This is a genomic window from Streptomyces mayteni, assembly GCF_054783955.1.
The window spans coordinates 1-21,603 of sequence record NZ_BAAGPR010000085.1 but is presented as its reverse complement, the minus strand read 5'-3'; the positions used below and the strand labels follow the sequence as shown (position 1 = coordinate 21,603).

The window sequence follows — 21,603 nt, the reverse complement described above, 5'->3', positions numbered from 1 at the left end:
GGACGGTGGGCCGGCGGCCATGGGCCGATGAGGCGTGGGCCGAAGAACCAGTCTACGGGCGCGCCCCGCGCCGACTCCCCCCGCGGGTGACCGGTCGACCGACTGTCATATGGGCCGCAAGCGTGTCCATCGCCCTTTTCACCGCCTTCGCCGCATTACCTTGGTGCCGTGGATCACACTACGCACACAACTCGTCACCCTCGGCACCACGTGGAGGCCGCGGTGCGGGCAAGGGTGCCCAGGCCGGCCGGGCGGGCGCCGGCGGCCGGGCACCGGCCACGCCCGGGGCGGCGGCTGCCGAGGGCGCGGCTCACCGGGCTCGGCTGCGGGGTGCTCGCGGTGGTGTCGATGATCGCCGCCGCCTGGTTCTGCGAGCTGCTCGGTGGGGCGCCGACCTGCTACGGGGTGCTGTTCGTCATCACGGCGGCGGCCGTCTCGCTCTGGGTGCGGCCGACCGACCTGATCTGCGCCCCGGTCGCGGCGCCGATCGCGTTCGCCATCGGGCTGCTGACCACCAGGGGCCTGCTGGAGACCGTGACGGACCTGGCGCTCAGCGCGCCCTGGGTCTTCGCGGGCACGATGACGGCCTGCGCCATCACACTGACCCGCTCCGGCCTCCGGCTGATCGGCCGGCGCGCGGTCCGGCGCGCGGCGGCGGGCGACCGCTAGGACACTCGCCCCAGGGTCAGGACCGCGCGCCGGCGTTGGCCTCGACGCGGTGTTCGTCCGCCTCGGCGCGCAGGTCGCGGCGCAGCTCCTTCGGGAGCGAGAACTGGATGCTCTCCCGCATCGGCTGCACGACGTCGACCTGGCCGTAGCCGCGCTCGGCCAGCCAGGCCAGGACGCCGTCCACCAGCAGTTCGGGGACCGAGGCGCCGGAGGAGAGCCCGACCGTGGTCACGCCGGCCAGCCATGCCTCGTCGATCTCGTCCGCGTTGTCCACCAGGTAGGCGGCGTCGGCGCCGGCGCCGAGCGCCACCTCGACCATCCGCGCCGAGTTGGACGAGTTCCGGGAGCCGACCACGAGCACCAGCTCCGCGTCGGTGGCGACCTGCTTGATCGCGGTCTGCCGGTTCTGCGTGGCGTAGCAGATGTCGTCGCTCGGCGGGTCGTTCAGCAGGGGGAAGCGACGCTTGAGCGCGTCGACGGTCTCCATGGTCTCGTCGACCGAGAGGGTCGTCTGGGAGAGCCAGACCACCCGGGACGGGTCCTTGACCTCGACCCGCTCCGCCTCCTGCGGGCCGTCGACCAGCGTGATGTGGTCGGGCGCCTCGCCGCTGGTGCCGACGACCTCCTCGTGGCCCTGGTGGCCGATGAGCAGGATCTCGTAGTCGTCCTTGGCGAAGCGGACGGCCTCCTTGTGGACCTTGGTGACCAGCGGGCAGGTGGCGTCGACGGTGGCGAGACCGCCACGCTCGGCCTCCCGGTGCACCTCGGGGGCGACGCCGTGGGCCGAGAAGATCACGATCTCGCCGCGCGGCACCTCGGACGTCTCGTCGACGAAGATGGCGCCCTTCCGCTCCAGCATCCGCACCACGTACTTGTTGTGCACGATCTCGTGGCGCACGTAGATGGGCGCCCCGTACTGCTCGAGGGCGCGCTCGACGGCGATCACGGCCCGGTCCACGCCCGCGCAGTATCCACGGGGGGCGGCGAGAAGGACGCGGCGGCTGGTGTCAGACGGGTCGACCATGCGCCTATCGTACGGGGCAGCTAGGACAGCCCCGTCGGCTCCTCGGGACCCGTTGTCGGTGGCCGACGATAGCGTGGGCGCATGGCTGTGCAGACGACGGCGGAGGAGCCGATCCCGGTCGGCGAGGTGAGCCGCCTGATCGGAAGTTGGGTCGAACGCCTGGGCGCGGTGTGGGTGGAGGGCCAGATCACCCAGCTGAGCCGCCGGCCCGGGTTCGGGGTGGTCTTTCTCACGCTGCGCGACCCGGCGCAGGATGTCTCGCTCCGAGTCACCTGTTATCGCGGCGTGTTCGACCGGGTGTCGGACGTGATAACCGAGGGCGCGCGGGTGGTGGTGTTCGGCAAGCCCGAGTGGTACGCGCCGCGCGGCGAGTTGTCGCTGCGGGCGGCCGAGATCCGCGCGGTGGGCGTGGGCGAGCTGCTGCTCCGCCTCGACCGGCTCAAGCGGGCGCTCACCGCCGAGGGGTTGTTCGCGGCCGAGCGGAAGCGGCCGCTGCCGTTCCTGCCCGGGTGCGTCGGGTTGGTGACGGGCCGCGCCTCGGCGGCCGAGCGCGACGTGCTGGAGAACGCGCGGCTGCGCTGGCCCGCGGTGCGGTTCGCGGTGCGCAACGTGGCGGTGCAGGGCGTGCACGCGGTGCCCCAGGTGATCGACGCCGTCCAGGCGTTGGACGCGGATCCGGCGGTCGACGTGATCGTGGTGGCCCGGGGCGGCGGCAGCGTGGAGGACCTGCTGCCGTTCTCCGACGAGGCGTTGGTGCGGGCGGTGGCCGAGTGCCGCACCCCGGTCGTCTCGGCGATCGGCCACGAGCCCGACTCCCCGCTGCTCGACCTGGTGGCCGACGTGCGGGCCTCCACCCCGACGGACGCGGCGAAGCGCGTCGTGCCCGACGTGGGCGAGGAGCTGCTGCGGATGCGGCAGTTGCGGGACCGGGGCCGGCGGGTGCTCGGCTCGCTGATCGACCGGGAGGAGCGCGGCCTGGCCGCGGCGCGCACCCGTCCCTCGATGGCGCACCCGCACCGGATGGTGGACGGGCGCCAGGAGGAGCTCACGGCGCTGCTCGAGCGCTCCCGGCGCACGCTGCGGCATGTGGTGGACCGGGCGGCCGGCGATCTGGAGCACACCAGGGCGCGGGTGGTGGCGCTCTCCCCCGCGGCCACGCTGCGGCGGGGCTACGCGGTGCTGCAGCGCGCGGACGGCGCGGCGGTGCGCGCGGTGGGCGAGGTCACGGCCGGCGAGGAGCTGCGGGCCAGGGTGGCCGACGGCACCTTCCGGGTCACGGTCGGTGAGTCGGCGAGCGAGGCGTAGGCGGAGAGGCGGGACATAGGGTGGCGGACATGACGGAAGCGGAGGGTGGCGCCGGCGCGGCGCTCGGCTACGAGCAGGCGCGGGACGAGCTGGTCGACGTCGTGCGGCGGCTGGAGGCCGGCGGCGTGACGCTCGAGGAGTCGCTGGCGCTCTGGGAGCGCGGCGAGGAGCTGGCGCGGATCTGCGGCCACTGGCTGGAGGGCGCCAGGGCCAGGCTCGACGCGGCGATCGCGGAGGGCGAGGGCGCGGCCGGGCGGGAGGCGGCCGAGGGCGCCGGGGAATAAGCCGCTCTGAGTGGTCGGTTGCCGTGGGCGTGCGGCCAGCGCCGACCGTGCGCCCCAGCTCGACCACCCGGCGCTCTCCCCCAGCGCCGCCCTCCGAAAGGCACGCCCCGAATGACCAGCCTCGCGCTCCACCCCACCGCCCAGGACCTGCTCTTCCACGGGGCGCACACAGCCCGTGCCTTCACCGACGAGCCGGTGACCGACGAGCAGGTCGCGGCGGTCTACGACCTGATCAAGCTGGCGCCGACCGCGTTCAACTCCTCGCCGCTGCGGATCACGCTGGTGCGCAGCCCGGAGGCCAAGCGGCGGCTGCTGCGGCACGTCGCCTCCGGCAACCAGCGGCAGACGGCCGAGGCCCCGGTCACCGCGATCCTCTCGGCCGACCTGCGCTTCCACGAGAAGCTGCCGACGCTGGCCCCGGCGAAGCCGGCGCTCAAGGACCAGTTCGAGGGGGACGCGGAGGGGCGCACCGCGTCGGCCGAGCTGAACGCCGCGCTGCAGATCGGCTACTTCCTGCTCGGCGTGCGGGCGGCCGGGCTCGCGGCCGGCCCGATGTCCGGCTTCGACACCGCCGGCCTCGACAAGGAGTTCTTCGGGGACGGTCGACAGCGCTCGCTGGTGCTGGTGAACATCGGCCACCCCGCCGAGTCGGCGTTCGCGCCCCGGCAGCCGCGGCTGAGCGCCGACGAGGCCGTCACCTCGCTCTGAGCCGGGCGCGGCCCGTCAGCCGGCCCTGACCGCCAGGGTCTCGGCGAAGGACACGAGCCGGTCGGTGGCCGCCGAGCCGAACACCACGGTGGTCACGTCCGGCTCCGCCAGCACCAGGGCGTCGTAGCGCTCGCCCTCGTACCAGGCCCAGTCCTGACCGGCCGCCCGCACGGTCTCGCCGGTGTCCTCCGCGTCCCTGGTGACCGAGGCCACAAAGGGGTCGGAGCCGCCGACGACGGCGTCGGACTGCGCGAGCGCCACGTAGTCGTCGTCGGGCCCGATGAGCCCGAGCCGCCAGGTGGCGCCGAACTCGCCCATCGGCTCGTACCTGGCGGAGGTGGCGCGCCAGTCCTCGGACAGCCCCTCGGGCGCCAGCAACTCGTACGGGGCGGCGCGGGCCGCGGTGCTGGCCGCGACCTCGTACTCCACCTCGCGCACCGGGTCGATCGACTCGTCGTGCGGGATGAAGAAGTACATGCCGAAGGCGCCGACGCAGATGATCGCCAGCGAGAGCACCATGTTCCGGACGCTCTGGAAGCGCTGGCGCGACCTGGCGGCCGGCCGGCCGGCGGTCGCCTCCCGCTCCTCGGCCGCTTCCGGCTCCGTCGCCACCTCGTTCGCCGTCTCCGCCTCGTTCACCGTCTCGCTCGCCACCCCGCCATGGTCGCGCACATCCCCCAACGCCCCGCCACCGCCCCCGGCATCGCTCATCCGAAGGGCCCTCTGCTCATGTGTACGGAAGCGGGCTAGAGTCGAAAGTACCCTCTGCCCAGAAAGGCACCCCCGATGCCCGAACACCACCTTCCGCCGCTCCTCGACGTCGATCCCCACGCGCCGGACCGCAACCTGGCGCTCGAACTCGTACGCGTCACCGAGGCCGGTGCCATGGCCTCGGGGCGCTGGGTCGGGCGCGGCGACAAGAACGGCGCGGACGGCGCCGCCGTCCGCGCCATGCGCACGCTGGTCTCCACGGTCTCGATGAACGGCGTGGTCGTGATCGGCGAGGGCGAGAAGGACGAGGCGCCCATGCTGTTCAACGGCGAGCGGGTGGGCGACGGCACGGGCCCCGAGTGCGACGTGGCCGTGGACCCGGTGGACGGCACGACCCTCACCGCCAAGGGCATGGCGAACGCGGTCTCCGTGCTCGCGGTGGCCGAGCGCGGCGCGATGTTCGACCCCAGCGCCGTCTTCTACATGGACAAGCTGGCGACCGGCCCGGTGGCCGCCGAGTTCGTCGACATCGACGCGCCGCCGGCCGTCAACATCCGCCGCGTCGCCAAGGCCAAGGGCGGCGCCCCCGAGGACGTCACGGTGGTCATCCTGGACCGGCCGCGCCACGGGGACCTGGTGCGCGAGGTGCGGGAGAGCGGCGCGCGGATCAAGTTCATCCAGGACGGTGACGTCGCCGGCGCGATCATGGCCGTCCGCGAGGGCACCGGCGCCGACCTGCTGCTCGGCGTCGGCGGCACGCCCGAGGGCATCATCGCCGCCTGCGCCATCAAGTGCCTGGGCGGCACCATCCAGGGCAAGCTCTGGCCCAAGGACGAGGCCGAGCGCCGCGCCGCGTTGGACGCCGGCCACGACCTGGGGCGGGTGCTGCACACCGACGACCTGGTGCGCGGCGAGAACGTCTTCTTCGTCGCCACCGGCATCACGGACGGCGACCTGCTGCGGGGCGTCCGCTACCACGGCGAGACGGCCACCACCCAGTCGCTGGTGGTCCGTTCACGCTCCGGCACGATCCGTCAGATCGACTCCACGCACCGCCTGACCAAGCTCCGCGCCTACAGCGCGATCGACTTCGACCGCGGCCACTGACCGCTGGCCGCGAGCAGCACGACGCGGACCTCCGCCCCCTGCGCCATGGGCCGGCCGCGGGCTCGGGGCCGGAACGGCCCTGCGCGGCCGCGCCAGGCCGGCGGCAACGGCCCGGGCCGCAGGCCCGAGACGGCCTACCGGCCGTGGCAATCGGGCCCGCCGGCCCTCGGGCGCTGCCCGCTGCGCGTGGGCTTGGGCCGCCGCCGGAGTCGGCGGCGTACGGCCGGGGCGCGATGCGAAAGGGGCCGCGCGGCCGCGCCGCGCCTTCGCAGGCCGACTGCGGCAGCGGCGCCGGCAAGCGCGAACCACCGCGCTCCGCACGGGGACAGGCCAGCTCACCGCGCTGCCCACGAGACGAAGGTGGGCCATTCGCCCGAAGGGAAGTGCGCGGCGGGGGCGACGGCCCGCCGCGGCGACGCCGGCCCGGGACGGGTAGGGCGGCCACGCCCGCGCCCCTGGCCCCTCGGGCCTCGCGGTGCGCGGCGGTGGCGACGGCCAGTCGTGGCAATGCTGGTGGGACGGGTAGGGCGGCCACGCCCGATCCGGCGGCCACGCCCGCACGGCCTCCGGCCGGCCAGGCCCAGCGGCCGGAGGCGAGGGGTGCGGGTGGGGCGGTCGGACGGCGGCCGAGGCCGGCTGGTCCTCGGTGGCGGCCGGGGTGGGCGCTGGTCGTGGGGACGGGCAGGGCGGCCACGCCCGAACCGGCGGCCACGCCCGAACCGGTCAGGCGATGCGGCTGATGTCCGCGGCCCGACCGCTGGACGTGGTCGCCTCGCGGCGCCGGCGCCGGCTCAGCACCACGCGCCGCTCGGCGGCGGTGAGGCCGCCCCACACTCCGTACGGCTCCGGCTGGAGCAGCGCGTGCTCCCGGCACTCGAGGAGCACCGGGCAGCGGGCACAGACCGACTTGGCCGCCTGCTCCCTCGACAGGCGTGCCGCCGTGGGCTCCTGAGAGGGGGCGAAGAACAGCCCCGCCTCGTCGCGGCGGCAGGCCGCCTCCGAATGCCAGGGACCGGCCAGGTCCCTCGGGCTGCGCTGTGTGGGGACGGCTGGGGACCACTGGGACTCTTGTGGCGGTGACGATTGCAGCACGGTCAACTCCTGATGACGGCTACGGAGGTCGCTCCTGGCGTGGACCCTCACCCGCGCGTGGGGGAGCCGCGGTTCGCCCTTCCCATCATGCGGCCATACGAGTGACGGTCCCCCGAGCCCTACCCGCTGTGCGCACGCTTATGCACGGAGCGACAACAAGCCGGTCCTATCAGTCGTTACGTCAGTCGTTCCGGTTAATCGGCCTCGTCATGCGTCGACTCGCGGTGACGTCGCGCGTCATTCGTCACGGAGGTCGCGGATTCGCCTGCCGCCCACCGTCCTGGCGTCCACGCCGCCCCAGATGGCGACGCCCTGGACGGTCACCACGGGCGCGGTCGGCTCGGTGGACTCGGTCTCCTTGACCTCGAAGCCGCCCATGATGCCGCTGCCCGCGCTGCGCAGCGTGACGTTCTCCGGGAGCTTGATCTCGATCCCGCCGCAGATCGCCGTGGCGTTGATGACCACGTGCTGCTGCTCGAAGATCGCCTCGGTCAGGTCGAGTTCGACGCCGCCGCAGACCGCGACCGCGTTGATCTTCCCGCCGACCCGCCAACGCCCCTGCCGGCTGGCGCCGCTGAGCACCGCCACCACGTTCTTCGGGCCCGACATCTGCAGCCCGTGGCCCGAGGGGCGGGCGGCCGGCCGCGGCCCGCCGCCCGGGGATGGCGCGGCGGGGACATGGCGCTGCCCGGCCGGCAGGTCGCCGATCAGCGGCTCGAGTTCGGCCAGCGTCTTGGCCCGGTAGACCGCGTCGATCCGCTCCTCGTGTTCCTCGGCGTCGATGCGGCCCTCGGCCAGGGCCTCGCGCAGGATGTCGGCTATCCGGTCCCGGTCCGCGTCGGAGGCGCGGACCGCCGGTGGGCCGGCGGCGGCCTGTCGCGGCGCCGCTGAGGTGTCCAACGGCGCCTTGTCCAACGGCACCCCGTCCAGGGGCGCCTTCTCGAGCGGCACGGCGGGCGGGTTCTCGGCTGTCACTCGATCAGCGTACCGAAACGCGATACATCGCGACCAGCCCCGGGGGCCGGTGTCCGCCATCGAAGCGGCCAATCCCCGTCAACCGCGAAACCACCCGAAACGGTGATTCCGGGAGCAGCGTCACGTATGCCACGGTGGGAACTTCCATCCACCCCCACGAGGATCATGGAGTCCCCGCGAGATGCTCACTATCGGCGACCAGTTCCCCGCCTACCAACTGACGGGCGTGGTAGGCCCGTCCGACGCCCTGGAGTTCCGCACCTTCTCCGGCGAGGACCGCGAGAAGAGCTGGACGGTCGTCTTCTTCTGGCCGAAGGACTTCACCTTCGTCTGCCCCACCGAGATCGCCGCCTTCGGCCGGCTGCACGCGGAGTTCGCCGAGCGGGACGCCCAGGTCCTCGGCGTCTCGGGCGACTCCGAGTACGTGCACCACGCCTGGCGCCGGGCCCACGACGACCTGCGCGAGCTGCCGATCCCGATGCTGTCCGACGCCCGCCAGGACCTGATGCGGGCCTGCGGCGTGCGCGGCCCCGACGGGTTCGCGCAGCGCGCCGTGTTCGTCGTCGACCCGCACAACGAGATCCAGTTCACGATGGTCACGGCGGGCTCGGTGGGCCGCAACCCCACGGAGGTGCTGCGGGTGTTGGACGCGCTGCAGACCGACGAGCTCTGTCCGTGCAACTGGAACCGGGGCGAGGAGACCCTGGATCCGGTCAAGCTGCTCGCCGGCGTGTGAGGCGTCCGCACCCATGGCCCTCGACGACCTCAAGGCCGCGCTCCCCGGCTACGCGAAGGATCTGCGGCTCAATCTCGGCTCGGTGACCACCACCTCCGGGCTCTCCTCCCAACAGCTCTGGGGCACCCTGCTGGCCTGCGCCATCGCGGCCCGCTCGGCGCGGGTGCTGCGCGCGCTCGAACCGGAGGCCAGGGCCAGGCTCACGGCCGAGGCCTTCGGCGCGGTGAAGGCGGCGGCCGCCACCATGGCGATGAACAACGTCTACTACCGGGCCAGGCACCAGCTCTCCGACCCGGGCTACGGCGCGCTGCGGGCCGGTCTGCGGATGACCGCGCTCGCCGACGAGGCGGTGCCGAGGGCCGACCTGGAGCTGTGGTCGCTCGCGGTCTCCGCGGTCAACGGCTGCGGCCAGTGCCTCGACGCGCACGAGAAGGCGTTGCGCGAGGCCGGGTTGGCCCGCGAGACGATCCACGACGCGCTCCGGGTGGCCGCCGTGGTCCAGGCGGTGGCCACCACCCTGGAGGCGGAGGCGGCGGTGAGCGGCGCGCCGGAGGCGCTGCCGCTCGGTCAGCCGGCCGGTCAGCCGGCCGGCTAGCCGGTCGCCGCGGGCGGGGCCATCTCGAACCAGACCAACTTGCCGGTGCTCAGGCGCGTCGCGCCCCACTTCCTGGCGAGCCGCTGGACGAGGTAGAGGCCCCGCCCGCCCTCGTCGGCCGGCCCCGCCTGCCGCAGCCGCGGCAGCTGGGGCACGTCGTCGCCGACCTCGCAGCGCAGCACGTCGGTGCGGAGCAGCCGGACGGTGACCGGGCGTTCCGCGTACCGGACGGCGTTGGTGACGACCTCGCTGACCAGCAGTTCCACCGAGTCCTCCAACTCGGCGAGCTCCCACTTCTCCAGGCTCTCGCGCACCAGCTTCCTGGCCTCGCGCACCGATTCGGCGCGCGGGTCGAGGCGCCGGAAGGCGACCCGCTCCGGGGCGATGCCCTCGAACCTGGCGGCCAGCAGGGCGATGTCGTCGTCCCGGTCGCCCGGCCCCACGATGTCCAGGATCTCGTCGCAGAGCGGTTCGAGCGGCAGCGCGGCGTCCGGCCTGGTGAGTCCTGAGATGTCCGCCAGCTTCTCGCGTAGATGCTCGACGCCGGTCCACACGTCCCGGGTGCGAGACTCCACGAGGCCGTCGGTGTAGAGCAGCAGGGTGGCGCCGGCCGGCGCGTCGAACTCGACGGTCTCGAAGTCCACGCCGCCGACGCCGATCGGCGCGTTGGGCGGCAGCTCGACCAGCTCGGTCGAGCCGTCCACGTGGAGCAGCACGGGCGGCGGGTGGCCGGCGTTGGCGGCCGTGATGCGGTGCGCGACCGGGTCGTAGACGGCGTAGAGGCAGGTGGCCATCCGGTCGGTGCCGAGCCGCTGGGCCTGCTCGTCGAGGTGGTGCAGGACCTCCTGGGGCGGCAGGTCGAGGCCGGCCAGGGTCTGCACGGTCGTCCGCAGCTGGCCCATGATGGCGGCGGAGGTCGTGGAGTGGCCCATCACGTCGCCCACGACCAGCGCGACCCGGCTGCCGGGCAGCGGGATGGCGTCGTACCAGTCGCCGCCGACGCGGGCGGACTGGGCAGCCGGCAGGTAGCGGCTGGCGAGCCGGACCCCGGTGGGCGCGGGCAGGTCGTCGGGGAGCATGGTGCGCTGCAGCTCGTCGGCGATGGACGCCTCGCGGCCGTAGAGCATGGCCTTGTCGACGCCGAGCGCGGAGTGGGTGGCGAGCTGCGCGGCGACCTGGAGGTCCTCCTGCTCGAACGCCTCGCGCTCCGGCGGGCGGAGGAAGACCGCGACGCCGATGACCCGCCGGCGGCCGCGCAGCGGGGCGATGATCGCCCGCCGGTCCTCGGGGATCACGGTGGCGCCGGTCAGCTCGCGCAGCGCCGCCCTCGGCACCTGCGACTCGGTGAACAGCGGCCGCACCCCGCGCATCACCTCGGCCAGCGGGCCGTTGCCGCGCACCTCGACCAGCGAGGTGGCGCCGGCCAGCAGCGGCAGGAGCGAGCCGCCGGAGTCGCCGGTGTCGGGGGCCCTGGTGTTGCCGAAGGCCAGCTGCTCCGGGATGCGGTCGGTGCGGCGGAGCTTGAGGACCAGGGGGCTGACGAGCATCTCGTCGCCGACCGGCATCGGGTTGAGGAGGTAGACCAGGATGGCGTCGGAGAAGGCCGGGACCGAGGCCCGGCACAGGCCGATGACGATCTCGTCCACGTCGATGCCCCGGGCGATCCGGCGGGTGGCGGACCCCACGAACCGCAGCCGGTCGGTCTCGCGCATCCCGCCGTTGAGCCCCTCGCCGGTGGTGGGGTGGACGGGCGGATGTTCGGCGGTACCGGGCTCGGAGCGGGCGTGCGGCAGCGCTGGGCTCTCGACGAACGAGGGTACGTCCGCCGTGCGAGCCACGGGCTGCGGTGGGGTCGGGTCCGTCACGAGGGGATGTCCATCCAGGCGGGGAACTAGCGTGCGGGGTGGGGGCGTTGTGCAGTTGTGTGGTCGTGGGGGTGATCCTACGTTTGGCGCCCCGGTCGATATCAAGAGGCTCTGGGGTGCCTCGGCAAGCTTGGTACCTCGGTCGAGGGGGTCATGGGCGCCTCAGGTGAGGGTGCCATGGCGGAGGCTGATCTGTCCCAACCCTGCGGGGATTTGGCCCAGTCGGGGGGCAGCAGGGGTACCTGCCAGCGGGGGTCGGGGCGCCAGGAGGCCCAGTTCTCGGAGAACGGCGGGCCCCAGTCGCGGATCAGCCTGGCGGCCCGGCCGCCGGCCTCGCGAACGCGTGCCGCCTGCTCCACGTCCAGCAGGCCGGCCTGCTGCGCTTGGGCGAATTCGTCCTCGTCCCGCCACTCCCAGCTGTGATCGGGGTAGACCGCGATGTCGAGAAAGTGGTCCTCGGAATCGACCCCGCCCGACCACCTGCCCCGGGGCTCTTCAAGATTGACGTACCAGTTCTTGAAGCGCCAGCCCCGCTCCCAGAAAAGCCACACGGACCAGGGCTCGTCGGGGCGCGCCAGTTTGAGGACGCCGGTGCCCAGCCACTGCGTTCGAACGGTGATCCTCGGCTTGGTGTAACGGGTCGCCAGCGGCTCCAGGTGGACGGGCGTGCCGTCGGCCAACTCCGGCCGCACGCAGTCGGTGCCGGGGGCCATCCAGACGGCCAACAGCTCCGACGTGTCCCGGACGACGGTGACGGGCCGGCAGATGTGGAACCCGGCACCGCCGTTGGCCCGGTAACGCCACAGGATGTGGTCACCGGGCCGCCAGCGGTGCGCGTCCGAGGGCCGGTCTGTTCCCGTTGTCATCTACACATGGTATTCGGGCCGACCCGGCGAGTGGGCGCTTCCGGCCGTGCCGACGAGCGTGCGACCCGTCAGGGAACGGTAAGGAAACACCCAGGGAACGATCAAGGACGCGTCATGCGCAGCACGTCGAGCGCCTCGTCCAGCTGTTCGAGCGTCAACTCGCCCCGCTCGACGTAGCCGCCGTCGAGCACCGCCTCGCGGATCGTCTTGCGCTCCTTGAGGGCGCGCTTGGCGATCTTGGCGGCCTCCTCGTAGCCGAGGTAGCGGTTGAGCGGGGTGACCACGGATGGCGAGGATTCGGCGTACTCGCGGGCCCGCTCCTCGTTGGCGGTGATGCCGTCGACGGTGCGGTCGGCCAGCAGCCGGGAGGCGTTCGCGAGGAGCCGGACGGACTCCAGCAGGTTCTTGGCGATGACCGGGAGCATGACGTTCAGTTCGAAGTTGCCCGAGGCGCCGGCCGTGGTGACCGTCACGTCGTTGCCGATCACCTGGGTGGCGACCATCAGCACGGCCTCCGGGATCACCGGGTTGACCTTGCCGGGCATGATCGAGGAGCCGGGCTGGAGGTCGGGCAGGCTGATCTCGGCGAGGCCGGTGCGCGGCCCGGAGGACATCCAGCGCAGGTCGTTGCAGATCTTGGTGAGCGAGACGGCGATGGTGCGCAGCTGCCCCGAGGTCTCCACCAGGCCGTCGCGGGCGCCCTGGGCCTCGAAGTGGTCGCGGGCCTCGGTCAGCGGCAGGCCGGTGGTGCGGGCCACCTCGGCGATGACGGCGGCCGAGAAGCCGGGCGGGGTGTTGATGCCGGTGCCCACGGCGGTGCCGCCGAGCGGCAGCTCGGCGAGGCGGGGCAGCGAGGCGTTCAACCGCTCGATGCCGTAGCGGATCTGGGCCGCGTAGCCGTCGAACTCCTGGCCGAGGGTGACGGGGGTGGCGTCCATCAGGTGGGTGCGGCCCGACTTGACGACGCCGGCGAACTCCTGGCCCTTGCGCTCCAGCGACTCGGCCAGGTGGGCGAGGGCCGGCACCAGGCTGCCGGTGACCGCGCCGGTGGCGGCGATGTGGATGGAGGACGGGAAGACGTCGTTGGAGGACTGGCTGGCGTTGACGTGGTCGTTCGGGTGGACCGGGCGGCCGAGGCGCTCGGTGGCGAGGGTGGCCAGCACCTCGTTGGTGTTCATGTTCGAGGAGGTGCCGGACCCGGTCTGGAAGACGTCGATCGGGAAGTGCTCGTCCCAACGGCCCTCGACCACCTCGTCGGCGGCGGCCACGATCGCCTCGGCCATGTCCTTGTCGATCACGCCGAGCTCGGCGTTGACGGTCGCCGCCGCCGCCTTGATCCTGGCCAGGGCCGCGATGTGCGCGCGCTCGATCCGCTGGCCGGAGATCGGGAAGTTCTCCACGGCCCGCTGGGTCTGCGCGCGCCACCGGGCCTCGGCGGGCACCCGCACCTCTCCCATGGAGTCGTGCTCGATCCGGTACTCATTCGTCCCACTCATAAGGACGAATCTACCGGCAGCCCCGGCCGCGCCGTTCGCCACCCGAACGAGCCACGGCCTACTCGGTCCGCAGCCCTTCAGGACGCATCAGGTACCAGAGGGAGGGCAGGCTGACGAGCGTCACCAGGGCGATCATGCCGGTGCCCACGGCCACGATCGGCAGGAACGCCAGCCAGTCGCCGATCGGCAGGCCCACCATGCTCATCAGCAGGGCGCCGAGCCCGGTTCCCACGACGACGGCCAGAGCCAGGCCGAGCGCCACCGGGATCGCCGTCTGCCAGAGCAGGGAGGCGCTGAGGGTGCGGCGCCGGGTGCCGACCGCGATCAGGGCGGACAGCAGGCGCCTGCGCTCGCGCAGCTGCTCGACGGTGGTGACGACCATGCTGGCGCCTATCAGGAGCAGCACGCCGGTGGCCCCGATCAGCAGGCCGAGCTGGATCCGCTCCATCTGCCGGCTGATCCGCTCCGCACTGAGCTCCATGACCGAGGGGTCGCCCAGCTGGCCCCAGACGGCGTTCCGCACCCGCTCGACGGCGTCCGGGTCGGACGGGTCGAGGCTGAGCAGGACGTCGGTGGTGCCGTCGCCGAGCAGCTCGCTGTCGAGCACGGCGGGGGTGGCGAGGATGCCGAAGGATATGGCGCCGGCGGAGTCCGAGCGGAGGGAGACCGGCGCGATGTCACGCGGCACCGTCCAGATGGCGGGGTTCGGCTCGCCCTCCACCAGCGACCCGCCCCGGGCGCCCGAGAGGTCGACGCGCTCGCCTGGCGAGAACTGCGAATCCCCTCCGAATGGCTCCGCGAGGTAGAAGACGTCCCCGTCGGTGCAGCCGGGGAGCTCCGCGAATACCTCGAGTGCCGCGCAGTCCCCCACCGTCACCCTCTCGGAGGGCTCGTTCCCCGGGGTGTTGTGCCGGGTGAGGCTGGTGGCCGTGCCCCTGACCGCCCCCAGGGCGGACTCGACGCCCGGCAGGCTCTCCAGGTCGCCGACGAATCCGGCGCTCTCCACTCCCTTGACCTCGGCGGAGAGGACCTGCACCTGGACACCGCTCGGATTGTGGCCGGTGGCGGTGGTGTCCGCGGTGCGGACCCCGGCGAACAGCATGTAGAGGGCGGTGGCCGCCGCGACCGCGACGGTGATACCGCTGACGGCCCGGACCGCCGGGCCGCTGCCGGACTGGAGCCGCCTGATGGCCAGCTGCCAGGAGAGCGGACCACCGCGCAGCGCGCCGACCAGCCGCTCGACGAGCCAGGGCAGCACGACGGTGGCCCCGGTGAGCAGCAGCACGATGCCCGCACCGGCCTGGGTGAGGGTCGCGTTGTCCGCGCCGACGAAGCGGAAGGTGAGCGGCACCAGCAGGAGGAGGCCGAGCAGCAGGGGCACCATGCGCCAGACGAGCCTGCGGGGCGTGCCCTCGGCGTGCCTGATCACCCCGAGCGGCTCCACGGTGACGCCGCGCAGCGCGAAGAGGGTGACCGACAGCGCGGCGGCCGGCACGATCACCAGGACGAGCAGGGTCAGGGCGGCCTCGGGCACGATGTCGGCCGGGTAGGCGCTGAGGTCCGCGACCCTGAGGGTGCCGAGGTACTGACGCACCACCAGGAAGAGCGGGGCGCCGAGGAGCAGCCCGAGGAGGGAGCCGGCCAGTGACTCGCCCGCCGCGATCCGGCGAGTCATGGCCATGTCGGCGCCGACCAGGCGCAGCGCGGCGAGCCTGCGGTCCCGACGCTCGCCGCCGAACCGCGCGGCGGTGCCGATGAACACGGCGACGGGCATCAGCAGCCCGACGCAGATCACCAGCACCAGCAGGGACATCGCGGCCGTCAGCGGCTCGCTGGAGATGGGGTTGCCGAAGCCGGTGGCTCGGGGCGCCTCTTCGCCCAGGGTGTCGCTGCCCAGGTAGTAGTAGAGGTCTCCAGGACCATCCAGGCCCTGGTCGCCGATGATGCCGACCCGCTCGTGGTCGAGACGCTCGGTGAGCAGCCGCCCGCCCGGCGAGTCGAGCAGCTCGGCGAGGGCGGGTGAGACGACCATCTCGCCGGGGCCGGGGAAGGCGTCGAGGCCGGGTGGCGGGGCGGCGGTGGTGGCCGCGCCGGCGTCGGGCTGGAGGACCAGGCCGTCGATCCCCTCGCCGTGGTACTCGGTTCCGGCGCCGGCGGTCAGGAAGGTGTCGGGCCCTGGCTCGATCGCCTCCATCGCCCACAGGGGCTGGCGCGCGTCTGCCCGCTGGGCGCGGGCCTCCATGGCGCTCGGCACCGAGGCCGCGAGCAACAACACCACCACCCCGAGCGCCACGCCCACGGCGGTGAGCGCCGTGCGCCCCCAGCCTGAACGGCCGCCGGCGAGCGCGAACCGCGCCCCCATGCCGAGGTCGCGCGCCCAACCGCGGAGGGTGCTCATACCGCCCCCGCCATGTCCCTGGACCGCCCGTCGCGGACGACGACCTCGCGGTCCGAGTACGCGGCGACCCGCGACTCGTGGGTGACCAGCACCACGGCGGCGCCCGTGTCCCTGGCGGCCGCGACCAGCAGCTCCATCACGCGCTCGCCGTTCAACGAGTCGAGGGCGCCGGTGGGTTCGTCCGCGAAGAGCACCCGGGGGGTGTTCACCAGGGCGCGGGCCACCGCGACCCGCTGGCCCTGGCCGCCGGAGATCTGCCCCGGCCGGTGGTGGCGCAGGTCACCCACCTCGAGCCGCGCCAGCCACTCGGCCGCCGTGGCCTCCGCCTCCCGGCGCGAGGTGCCGGTGAGCCGCAGCGGCAGCGCCACGTTCTCCGCGCAGGTGAGCTCGGGCACCAACTGGCCGAACTGGAACACGAACCCGAAGTCGGTGCGGCGCAGCGCGCTGCGCTCGGCGTCGGAGAGGCGGGCCAGGTCGCGGCCGGCGTAGTGCACGGCGCCGGAGTCGGGCGGGACGATCCCGGCCAGGCAGTGCAGCAGGGTGGACTTGCCGGAGCCCGAGGGGCCCATCACCGCGACCACCTCGCCGGCTCGGACAGCGAAGCCCGCGCCGGCGAGCGCCGGGGTGGCGCCGTAGCTCTTGTGCAGGTCGGTGGCGGCGAGCAGGGCTCCGCCGCCCTCGGTCTTCCGGTCGGTCATGCGCGGATCTCCGAGGCGAGACGGTCGAGGCGGGCCGCGGCGAGCTCGAGCCAGCGCAGGTCGGCCTCCAGGTGGAACAGGGCGTGGTCGCAGACGAGTTGGTCGGCGAGATCCCCGCCCGACTTGCGGCGGGTGAGCTCGCGCATCAACCGCAGGTGCTCCGCGCGCTGGGTGTCGAGCAGGGTGTCGGCGTCGCGGCCGGTGAGCAGCGCGAGCACGACTTTGGTGTAGAGCACGCTGTGCAGATAGGGCTCCGGCTTCTCCGGAGTGGCGAGCCAGCCCTCGACGTCGGTGACGCCGGCGTCGGTGATGGCGTACCGCTTGCGCTCCGGGCCCTCGCCCGGCTCTATCCCCTCGACCTCGACCAGGCCGTTCTTCAGCAGGCGGGACATCGTCGAGTAGACCTGCCCGTAGTGCAGGGGGCGGTCCTGCCCGAAGTGGGTGTCGAAGGTGCGCTTGAGGTCGTAACCGTGGCGGGGACCGGACTCCAGGAGCCCGAGGAGTGTGTGACCGATGGACATGACGGCGACTATACACGGCGTGTATACACCCCGGGTATACATCTTCGGTATAGCCGCCCGGCCGGCCTCCCGTCACCCCGGTGGCACGGATCGGCATACGTCAGGCAACGCCACGTACCCCGGCGGCGTCTGATCATCTAGCGTGAGAGCTACAGCGAGTACCGGCCTGGGGCCGAGGTGGACGGGGGCCTTTCGGTGGAGAAGCAGACCGCGCGGGAGGAGCCACCGGCACCCACCCCGCCGGAGCATCCCGAGCACCCGCCAGCCCCCGAGGCGCTACGTGCCGCCGGCGCACGCGTCCTGGCGCGCGCCGGCGCCGTCGCCCGTCACCCCTACTGGGAGCGGCCGAGCACCGAGTGGCTGGTCAGGCGTTGGCCCGACCTCACCGCCTCGCTCGCCGCCACCTTCTTCTTCTGGCTGTCGCTGACCCCGTCCCTCGTCCCCCGCCCCTGGTACTACCAGGGCGCCATCGGCGGCATCACCGCCGCCATCGGCTACGGGCTCGGCGTGCTGGTCAGCTGGCTCTACCGGCTGCTGGTCTCGTGGCGGCCGGGCGAACCGGTCAGGGCCCGCTGCTGGTTGGCCTACCTCGTCCTGCTCCCGCTCGCCATCGCCTTCATGCTGGGCCGCAGCGCGGACGGTCAACGCGAGCTGCGCCGGCTCCACGAGCTGCCGCCGACGCTGACCTGGCACTCGCTGATGATCGCGCTGATCTCGTTGGCGGTGCTGGCCCTGCTGCTGCTGGTGGCCCGCTCGATCCGGCTCGGCACCCGCCAGCTCACCCGGCTGCTCAACCGGGTCATGCCGTGGCCGGCGGCGGTCGCCCTCGGCCTGGTCCTGAGCACCACGATCGTGGTCATCGGGATGCGGGACGTGGTCTGGGACCGCGGCATCCTGGAGGTCGCCGACCGGCTCGCGGCCGCCAAGGACGAGTCCACCGACCCCGGCGTGATGCGGCCCTACACGCCGACCCTCTCAGGCAGCCCCGACTCGCTGATCTCCTGGGACGACCTGGGCAACAAGGGCCGCACCTTCACCGGCACCGCCCTGTCGGCCGGCGAGATCGCCGAGTTCAACGGCACCGAGGCGCTCGACCCGATCCGCGTCTACGTGGGCCGCAAGGCGTACGACGACTACGCGGACGGCGCCGAGCTCGCCGTCCGCGAGCTGGAGCGCACCGGCGCCTTCGACCGCGAGGTGCTGGCCATCACCGGCACCACCGGCACCGGCTGGGTCAACCCGACCACGGTCGAGGCGCTGGAGTACATGCACGGCGGCGACACCGCCGTCGTGGCCATGCAGTACTCCTACCTGCCGAGTTGGGCCTCGTTCATGGTGGACCGCGAGGTGGCGGGCCGGGCCACCGAGGAGCTGTTCGACGCGGTGCACGCGCGGTGGGAGCAGGAACCGGCGGACGAGCGGCCCAGGCTGCTGGTGTTCGGCGAGAGCCTGGCCGTCTCGGCCATCGAGTCGGGCTTCGACGACCTCGACGACCTGCTGGCCCGCACCGACGGCGCGCTGCTGATCGGCCCGCCGGACTTCAGCCCGATCCACACCGAGCTGACCGAGCGTCGCGACGCGGGCAGCCCGATCTGGCGTCCGGTCTACGAGGACGGACGGCACGTCAGGTTCGCCCAGTTCCCCGACCGCGACCTGCGCCTCCCGCAGGGCGAACCGTGGCTCGAGCCGCGCGTCGTCTACCTGCAGAACGCCTCTGACCCGGTGGTCTGGTGGACCCCCGACCTGCTCTTCCGGCGCCCCGAGTGGCTGAACCGCCCGCTGGGCCCCGACGTCACGTCGTCCATCGACTGGTTCCCGTTCGTCACCTTCTGGCAGACCACGGTCGACATGGCCAACTCCTACGGCGCCCCCGCCCCGCACGGCCACCGCTACGGCTCCAACCCCGTCGACGCCTGGGCGGCCATCGCCCCACCTGACGACTGGACGGAGACCGACACGGAACGCCTGTCCTGGCTCCTGGAAGTCCGCCACCCGCCGCGGCACGGCTGGGCCGGATAGGCCGGGCCGGCCTGCCGGGCCGGCCTGCCGGCCTACCGGCTCGAAGGGGCCGACGGTTACGCACCGCGTACGGCCGGCCGTGCCACGACGGCCTGCCGGCCAACCGGTCCGAAGGGGCCGGTGGTTACGCGCCGCGCGGCCGGCCGTGCCGCGACGGCCTGCCGGCCTACCGGTCCGAAAGGACCGGCGGTCACGCGGCCCGCGCGACCAACCGTGCCAGCCGTTTGCTGCGCGCGTCGCGGAAGCGCCGTGCCGCGACGGCCGGCGGCGCCGGCGGGCTCGGTGGGTTGGGCCGCCACGGGCCGGCTGGCCCCGGCACTCGTGCCGGCGAAGCCGGTGGCCGACGGCCTGCGCTGCCAGTGCCCCGGAGCCTGCCGGCGGACAACGGGGAGTCGGCCTGGCCCCGCCGGCGGAGCCGGCAGGGCGGGCCGCCGCGCCCTTCGGGACGGCCGACTCCGGGCAGCCCGGACCGCGTTGGCCGGGGAGGCCGGCCCCCCTGCGTCCTTCGGACGGGCCGCCGCCCAGCGGCCGCAGGCCGACCGGTCCACCTGACGGCTGCCCCTGCGGGCAGCGCCGGTGAGGCGGGCCGCTGCGTCCGGGCTTCGCAGGGGCACGGTCCACGGCCAGCATCGCCGCACAACGTGGATGGCCCGGCCGAACAACCCGGCGGAGCCGGGGCCGGCGCAAGCAGGGGAACCCGCCAGCGGGCAGCCGGCGCCGGTACGGCACGCCGATGGAGAGGCCGCAGGCGGAGCCGGCCGGGCCGGCTGCCGCGTGCTTCGGGCGGCCGACTCCGAGCGAACGCGGGTTCCCGGGCTGGCGAAGCCCGCCGAGCCGGTCATTCGGACGAGCTGCCCCTCCGGCCGCGCGGGTGGCCCCAGGATGGCGGAGCCGACGAGGCTGCCCGCGGTGGCTCTCCGACAAGCCAATACCCCGGCCGCGCGAGCGGCCGCGTGCCGCGGGCCCCCGGCCGGGGGCCCCGGGCCGGCAGGCCCGGCCGAGCCGGCACCGGGCCGCCGGTCCTGCGGACCGCACAGTAAACCCACCGCCCGCGGAGCCGGCCAAGCCAGCGACCCGGCCCTGCGGACCGCACAGTAAACCCACCGCCCGCGGAGCCGGCCAAGCCAGCGACCCGGTCCTGCGGACCGCAGAGCAAACCCACCGCCCGCGGAGCCGGCCAAGCCAGCCGACCGTCCACAGCAAACCCCCGCCGGCGGAGCCGGCCAACGCCGGCTGCCCAGCTGGCGGCCGAGCCGGTGCCGGCCTCCCCGGCCCTTCGGACCGGTAGGCCGGCAGGACGGCCCGGCAGGACGGCCCGTCAGGACGGTGGTTGGGTGGGGGCGATTTCGGCGATGGTGGCGCCGCTGGTCGCGGCCTGGCCGGCGCGGGCGTCGAGTTCGTCCTGGTAGGCGCGGAGGTAGCCGACCACCGTGTTGGTCACCGCGATCAGCGGGACCGCGACGATCGCGCCGGGGATGCCGGCCAGCATCGAGCCGGCGGCCACGCCGAGCACCACCGCGAGCGCGTGCACCCGCACCATCCGGCCCAGGATGAACGGCTGGAGGATGTGGCCCTCGATCTGCTGCACCAGCAGCACCACGCCGAGCACGATCAGCGCGTCCACCGCGTCGTTCGTCACCAGCGTGACCAGCACGGCGAGCGCGCCGGAGGCGACCGCGCCGACCAGCGGCACGAACGAGGAGAGGAAGACGATCACGGCGAGCGGCACGGCCAACGAGACGTCCAGCACGAAGAGGCCGATGCCGATGCCGATCGCGTCGATCAGCGCGACTATCACGGTGCCGCGCACATAGCCGGTCAGCGTGATCCAGGCGCGCGGGCCGGCGCCCGCCACGCCCTCCCGGGCGGCGCGCGGCACCAGGCGCAGGCACCACTGCCAGACGCCGGCGCCGTCGTAGAGCAGGAAGAGCACCACGAACAGGGCGATACCGGCGCCGGTGAAGAACTCCACCGCGTAGTTGACGCCCTCGAGGCCGGCCGACGTCAGCTCGGAGCTGTGGTCAGCGATCCAGCCGTTGATGTTCTCGGTCCACTCGTTGATGTTGTCCTCGGTGATGTCGAAGGGCAACTCCAGGACCCAGTTCCGCAGTTCGTCGACGCCGCCCTGCACCTGTTCGACGAGGTCCTCCGAGTTCTCGATGACCTGCCAGACCACGAACCAGCCGACCAGGCCCATCGCCGCGAAGCCGCCGAGCGCCGTGATGGCGGTGGCGGCGCCCCGGCCGATGCCGAGCCGCTTGAGCCAGCCGACGAACGGCTGCAACGCGGCGGTGATCAGCAGGCCGGCGGCGAACGCCATCACCAGCAGGCTGATCGAGCTGACCACCTGGAGCAGGACCCAGACGACGCCGGCCAGCACCAGCAGTCGCCAGCCGGCCTCGGACGCCACCCGCACGCCCCACGGGATCGCCTCCGCGGGCTCGGGGCGCCGCGGCCGCGGCTCCTCGGCCACGCCGCCGCGCCCCGGCGGTGTCCCGCCGCCGCCGTGGCCGTCCGGCTCGGCCGGCAGCGCT

General features: G+C 73.6%; 19 protein-coding genes. 8 read left to right on the top strand and 11 right to left on the bottom strand.

All coding sequences use genetic code 11. The annotated features are described in order from the left end of the window. Window positions 1-222 precede the first annotated feature (222 nt). A complete protein-coding gene (locus ACYVPE_RS29115) occupies window positions 223-669 on the top strand; it encodes a DUF6542 domain-containing protein (protein ID WP_461036722.1) in 447 nt (148 codons plus the stop codon). A 16-nt stretch (window positions 670-685) separates the two neighbouring features. Here the strand turns inward: ACYVPE_RS29115 and ACYVPE_RS29110 are convergent, their stop codons facing one another. Next, window positions 686-1,693, bottom strand: a complete 1,008-nt coding sequence (locus ACYVPE_RS29110) for a 4-hydroxy-3-methylbut-2-enyl diphosphate reductase (RefSeq protein WP_461036721.1) — start codon at window positions 1,691-1,693, stop codon at window positions 686-688. Window positions 1,694-1,774: 81 nt separating this feature from the next. Between ACYVPE_RS29110 and xseA the strand changes: the two genes are divergently transcribed. The 3 genes from xseA to ACYVPE_RS29095 all read left to right on the top strand — a co-directional run bounded on the left by xseA (window position 1,775) and on the right by ACYVPE_RS29095 (window position 3,990). Further along, window positions 1,775-2,998 carry an exodeoxyribonuclease VII large subunit gene (xseA, locus tag ACYVPE_RS29105; RefSeq protein ID WP_461036720.1) on the top strand — a complete coding sequence of 408 codons (1,224 nt, stop codon included), beginning with the start codon at window positions 1,775-1,777 and terminating at the stop codon, window positions 2,996-2,998. A 29-nt stretch (window positions 2,999-3,027) separates the two neighbouring features. Beyond that, entirely contained in the window at window positions 3,028-3,282 is a 255-nt protein-coding gene (locus ACYVPE_RS29100) for an exodeoxyribonuclease VII small subunit (protein ID WP_461036719.1), read from the top strand. Between the two features lie 111 nt (window positions 3,283-3,393). Next, entirely contained in the window at window positions 3,394-3,990 is a 597-nt protein-coding gene (locus tag ACYVPE_RS29095) for a malonic semialdehyde reductase (protein ID WP_461036718.1), read from the top strand. 15 nt (window positions 3,991-4,005) lie between these two features. Here ACYVPE_RS29095 and ACYVPE_RS29090 read toward each other — a convergent pair whose 3' ends face one another. Continuing rightward, window positions 4,006-4,701 (bottom strand): DUF4245 domain-containing protein, encoded by a 696-nt coding sequence (locus tag ACYVPE_RS29090; RefSeq protein ID WP_461036717.1) that lies wholly within the window; start codon window positions 4,699-4,701, stop codon window positions 4,006-4,008. Between the two features lie 75 nt (window positions 4,702-4,776). Here ACYVPE_RS29090 and glpX point away from each other — a divergent pair, with 75 nt between their 5' ends. Further along, window positions 4,777-5,808 carry a class II fructose-bisphosphatase gene (glpX, locus tag ACYVPE_RS29085; RefSeq protein ID WP_461036716.1) on the top strand — a complete coding sequence of 344 codons (1,032 nt, stop codon included), beginning with the start codon at window positions 4,777-4,779 and terminating at the stop codon, window positions 5,806-5,808. 723 nt (window positions 5,809-6,531) lie between these two features. Here glpX and ACYVPE_RS29080 read toward each other — a convergent pair. Next, entirely contained in the window at window positions 6,532-6,900 is a 369-nt protein-coding gene (locus ACYVPE_RS29080; RefSeq protein ID WP_461036715.1) for a WhiB family transcriptional regulator, read from the bottom strand. 237 nt (window positions 6,901-7,137) lie between these two features. Further along, window positions 7,138-7,875 carry a DUF1707 SHOCT-like domain-containing protein gene (locus ACYVPE_RS29075; RefSeq protein ID WP_461036714.1) on the bottom strand — a complete coding sequence of 246 codons (738 nt, stop codon included), beginning with the start codon at window positions 7,873-7,875 and terminating at the stop codon, window positions 7,138-7,140. A gap of 181 nt (window positions 7,876-8,056) precedes the next feature. Here ACYVPE_RS29075 and ACYVPE_RS29070 point away from each other — a divergent pair, with 181 nt between their 5' ends. Continuing rightward, window positions 8,057-8,611 carry a peroxiredoxin gene (locus ACYVPE_RS29070; protein WP_461036713.1) on the top strand — a complete coding sequence of 185 codons (555 nt, stop codon included), beginning with the start codon at window positions 8,057-8,059 and terminating at the stop codon, window positions 8,609-8,611. Window positions 8,612-8,624: 13 nt separating this feature from the next. Beyond that, window positions 8,625-9,206 (top strand): carboxymuconolactone decarboxylase family protein, encoded by a 582-nt coding sequence (locus ACYVPE_RS29065; protein ID WP_461036712.1) that lies wholly within the window; start codon window positions 8,625-8,627, stop codon window positions 9,204-9,206. Here the strand turns inward: ACYVPE_RS29065 and ACYVPE_RS29060 are convergent. From ACYVPE_RS29060 to ACYVPE_RS29035, 6 genes are all read right to left on the bottom strand, one after another. After that, window positions 9,203-11,071, bottom strand: coding sequence for a SpoIIE family protein phosphatase (locus tag ACYVPE_RS29060; RefSeq protein WP_461036711.1), 1,869 nt, complete (start codon window positions 11,069-11,071; stop codon window positions 9,203-9,205). The genes ACYVPE_RS29065 and ACYVPE_RS29060 overlap by 4 nt on opposite strands. Window positions 11,072-11,172: 101 nt before the next feature. After that, window positions 11,173-11,937 carry a cytidylyl-2-hydroxypropylphosphonate hydrolase gene (gene fomD / locus ACYVPE_RS29055; RefSeq protein WP_461036710.1) on the bottom strand — a complete coding sequence of 255 codons (765 nt, stop codon included), beginning with the start codon at window positions 11,935-11,937 and terminating at the stop codon, window positions 11,173-11,175. A 101-nt stretch (window positions 11,938-12,038) separates the two neighbouring features. Beyond that, window positions 12,039-13,433 carry a class II fumarate hydratase gene (locus ACYVPE_RS29050; protein WP_461036709.1) on the bottom strand — a complete coding sequence of 465 codons (1,395 nt, stop codon included), beginning with the start codon at window positions 13,431-13,433 and terminating at the stop codon, window positions 12,039-12,041. Window positions 13,434-13,491: 58 nt separating this feature from the next. Beyond that, the gene (locus ACYVPE_RS29045) at window positions 13,492-15,831 is read right to left on the bottom strand and encodes an FtsX-like permease family protein (protein ID WP_461036708.1); all 2,340 of its coding nucleotides are present in this window, start codon (window positions 15,829-15,831) and stop codon (window positions 13,492-13,494) included. After that, complete coding sequence (locus tag ACYVPE_RS29040) at window positions 15,828-16,529, bottom strand: ABC transporter ATP-binding protein (protein WP_461036707.1); 702 nt, start codon at window positions 16,527-16,529, stop codon at window positions 15,828-15,830. Before ACYVPE_RS29040 ends, ACYVPE_RS29045 begins: the two co-directional genes overlap by 4 nt. Next, window positions 16,526-17,050 (bottom strand): PadR family transcriptional regulator, encoded by a 525-nt coding sequence (locus ACYVPE_RS29035; RefSeq protein ID WP_461036706.1) that lies wholly within the window; start codon window positions 17,048-17,050, stop codon window positions 16,526-16,528. Before ACYVPE_RS29035 ends, ACYVPE_RS29040 begins: the two co-directional genes overlap by 4 nt. Window positions 17,051-17,245: 195 nt before the next feature. Here ACYVPE_RS29035 and ACYVPE_RS29030 point away from each other — a divergent pair, with 195 nt between their 5' ends. Further along, window positions 17,246-19,069, top strand: coding sequence for an alpha/beta hydrolase (locus tag ACYVPE_RS29030; protein WP_461036705.1), 1,824 nt, complete (start codon window positions 17,246-17,248; stop codon window positions 19,067-19,069). Between the two features lie 1,318 nt (window positions 19,070-20,387). Here ACYVPE_RS29030 and ACYVPE_RS29025 read toward each other — a convergent pair. Next, a partial coding sequence (locus ACYVPE_RS29025) for an AI-2E family transporter (protein WP_461036704.1) occupies window positions 20,388-21,603 on the bottom strand: 1,216 nt, incomplete at its 5' end.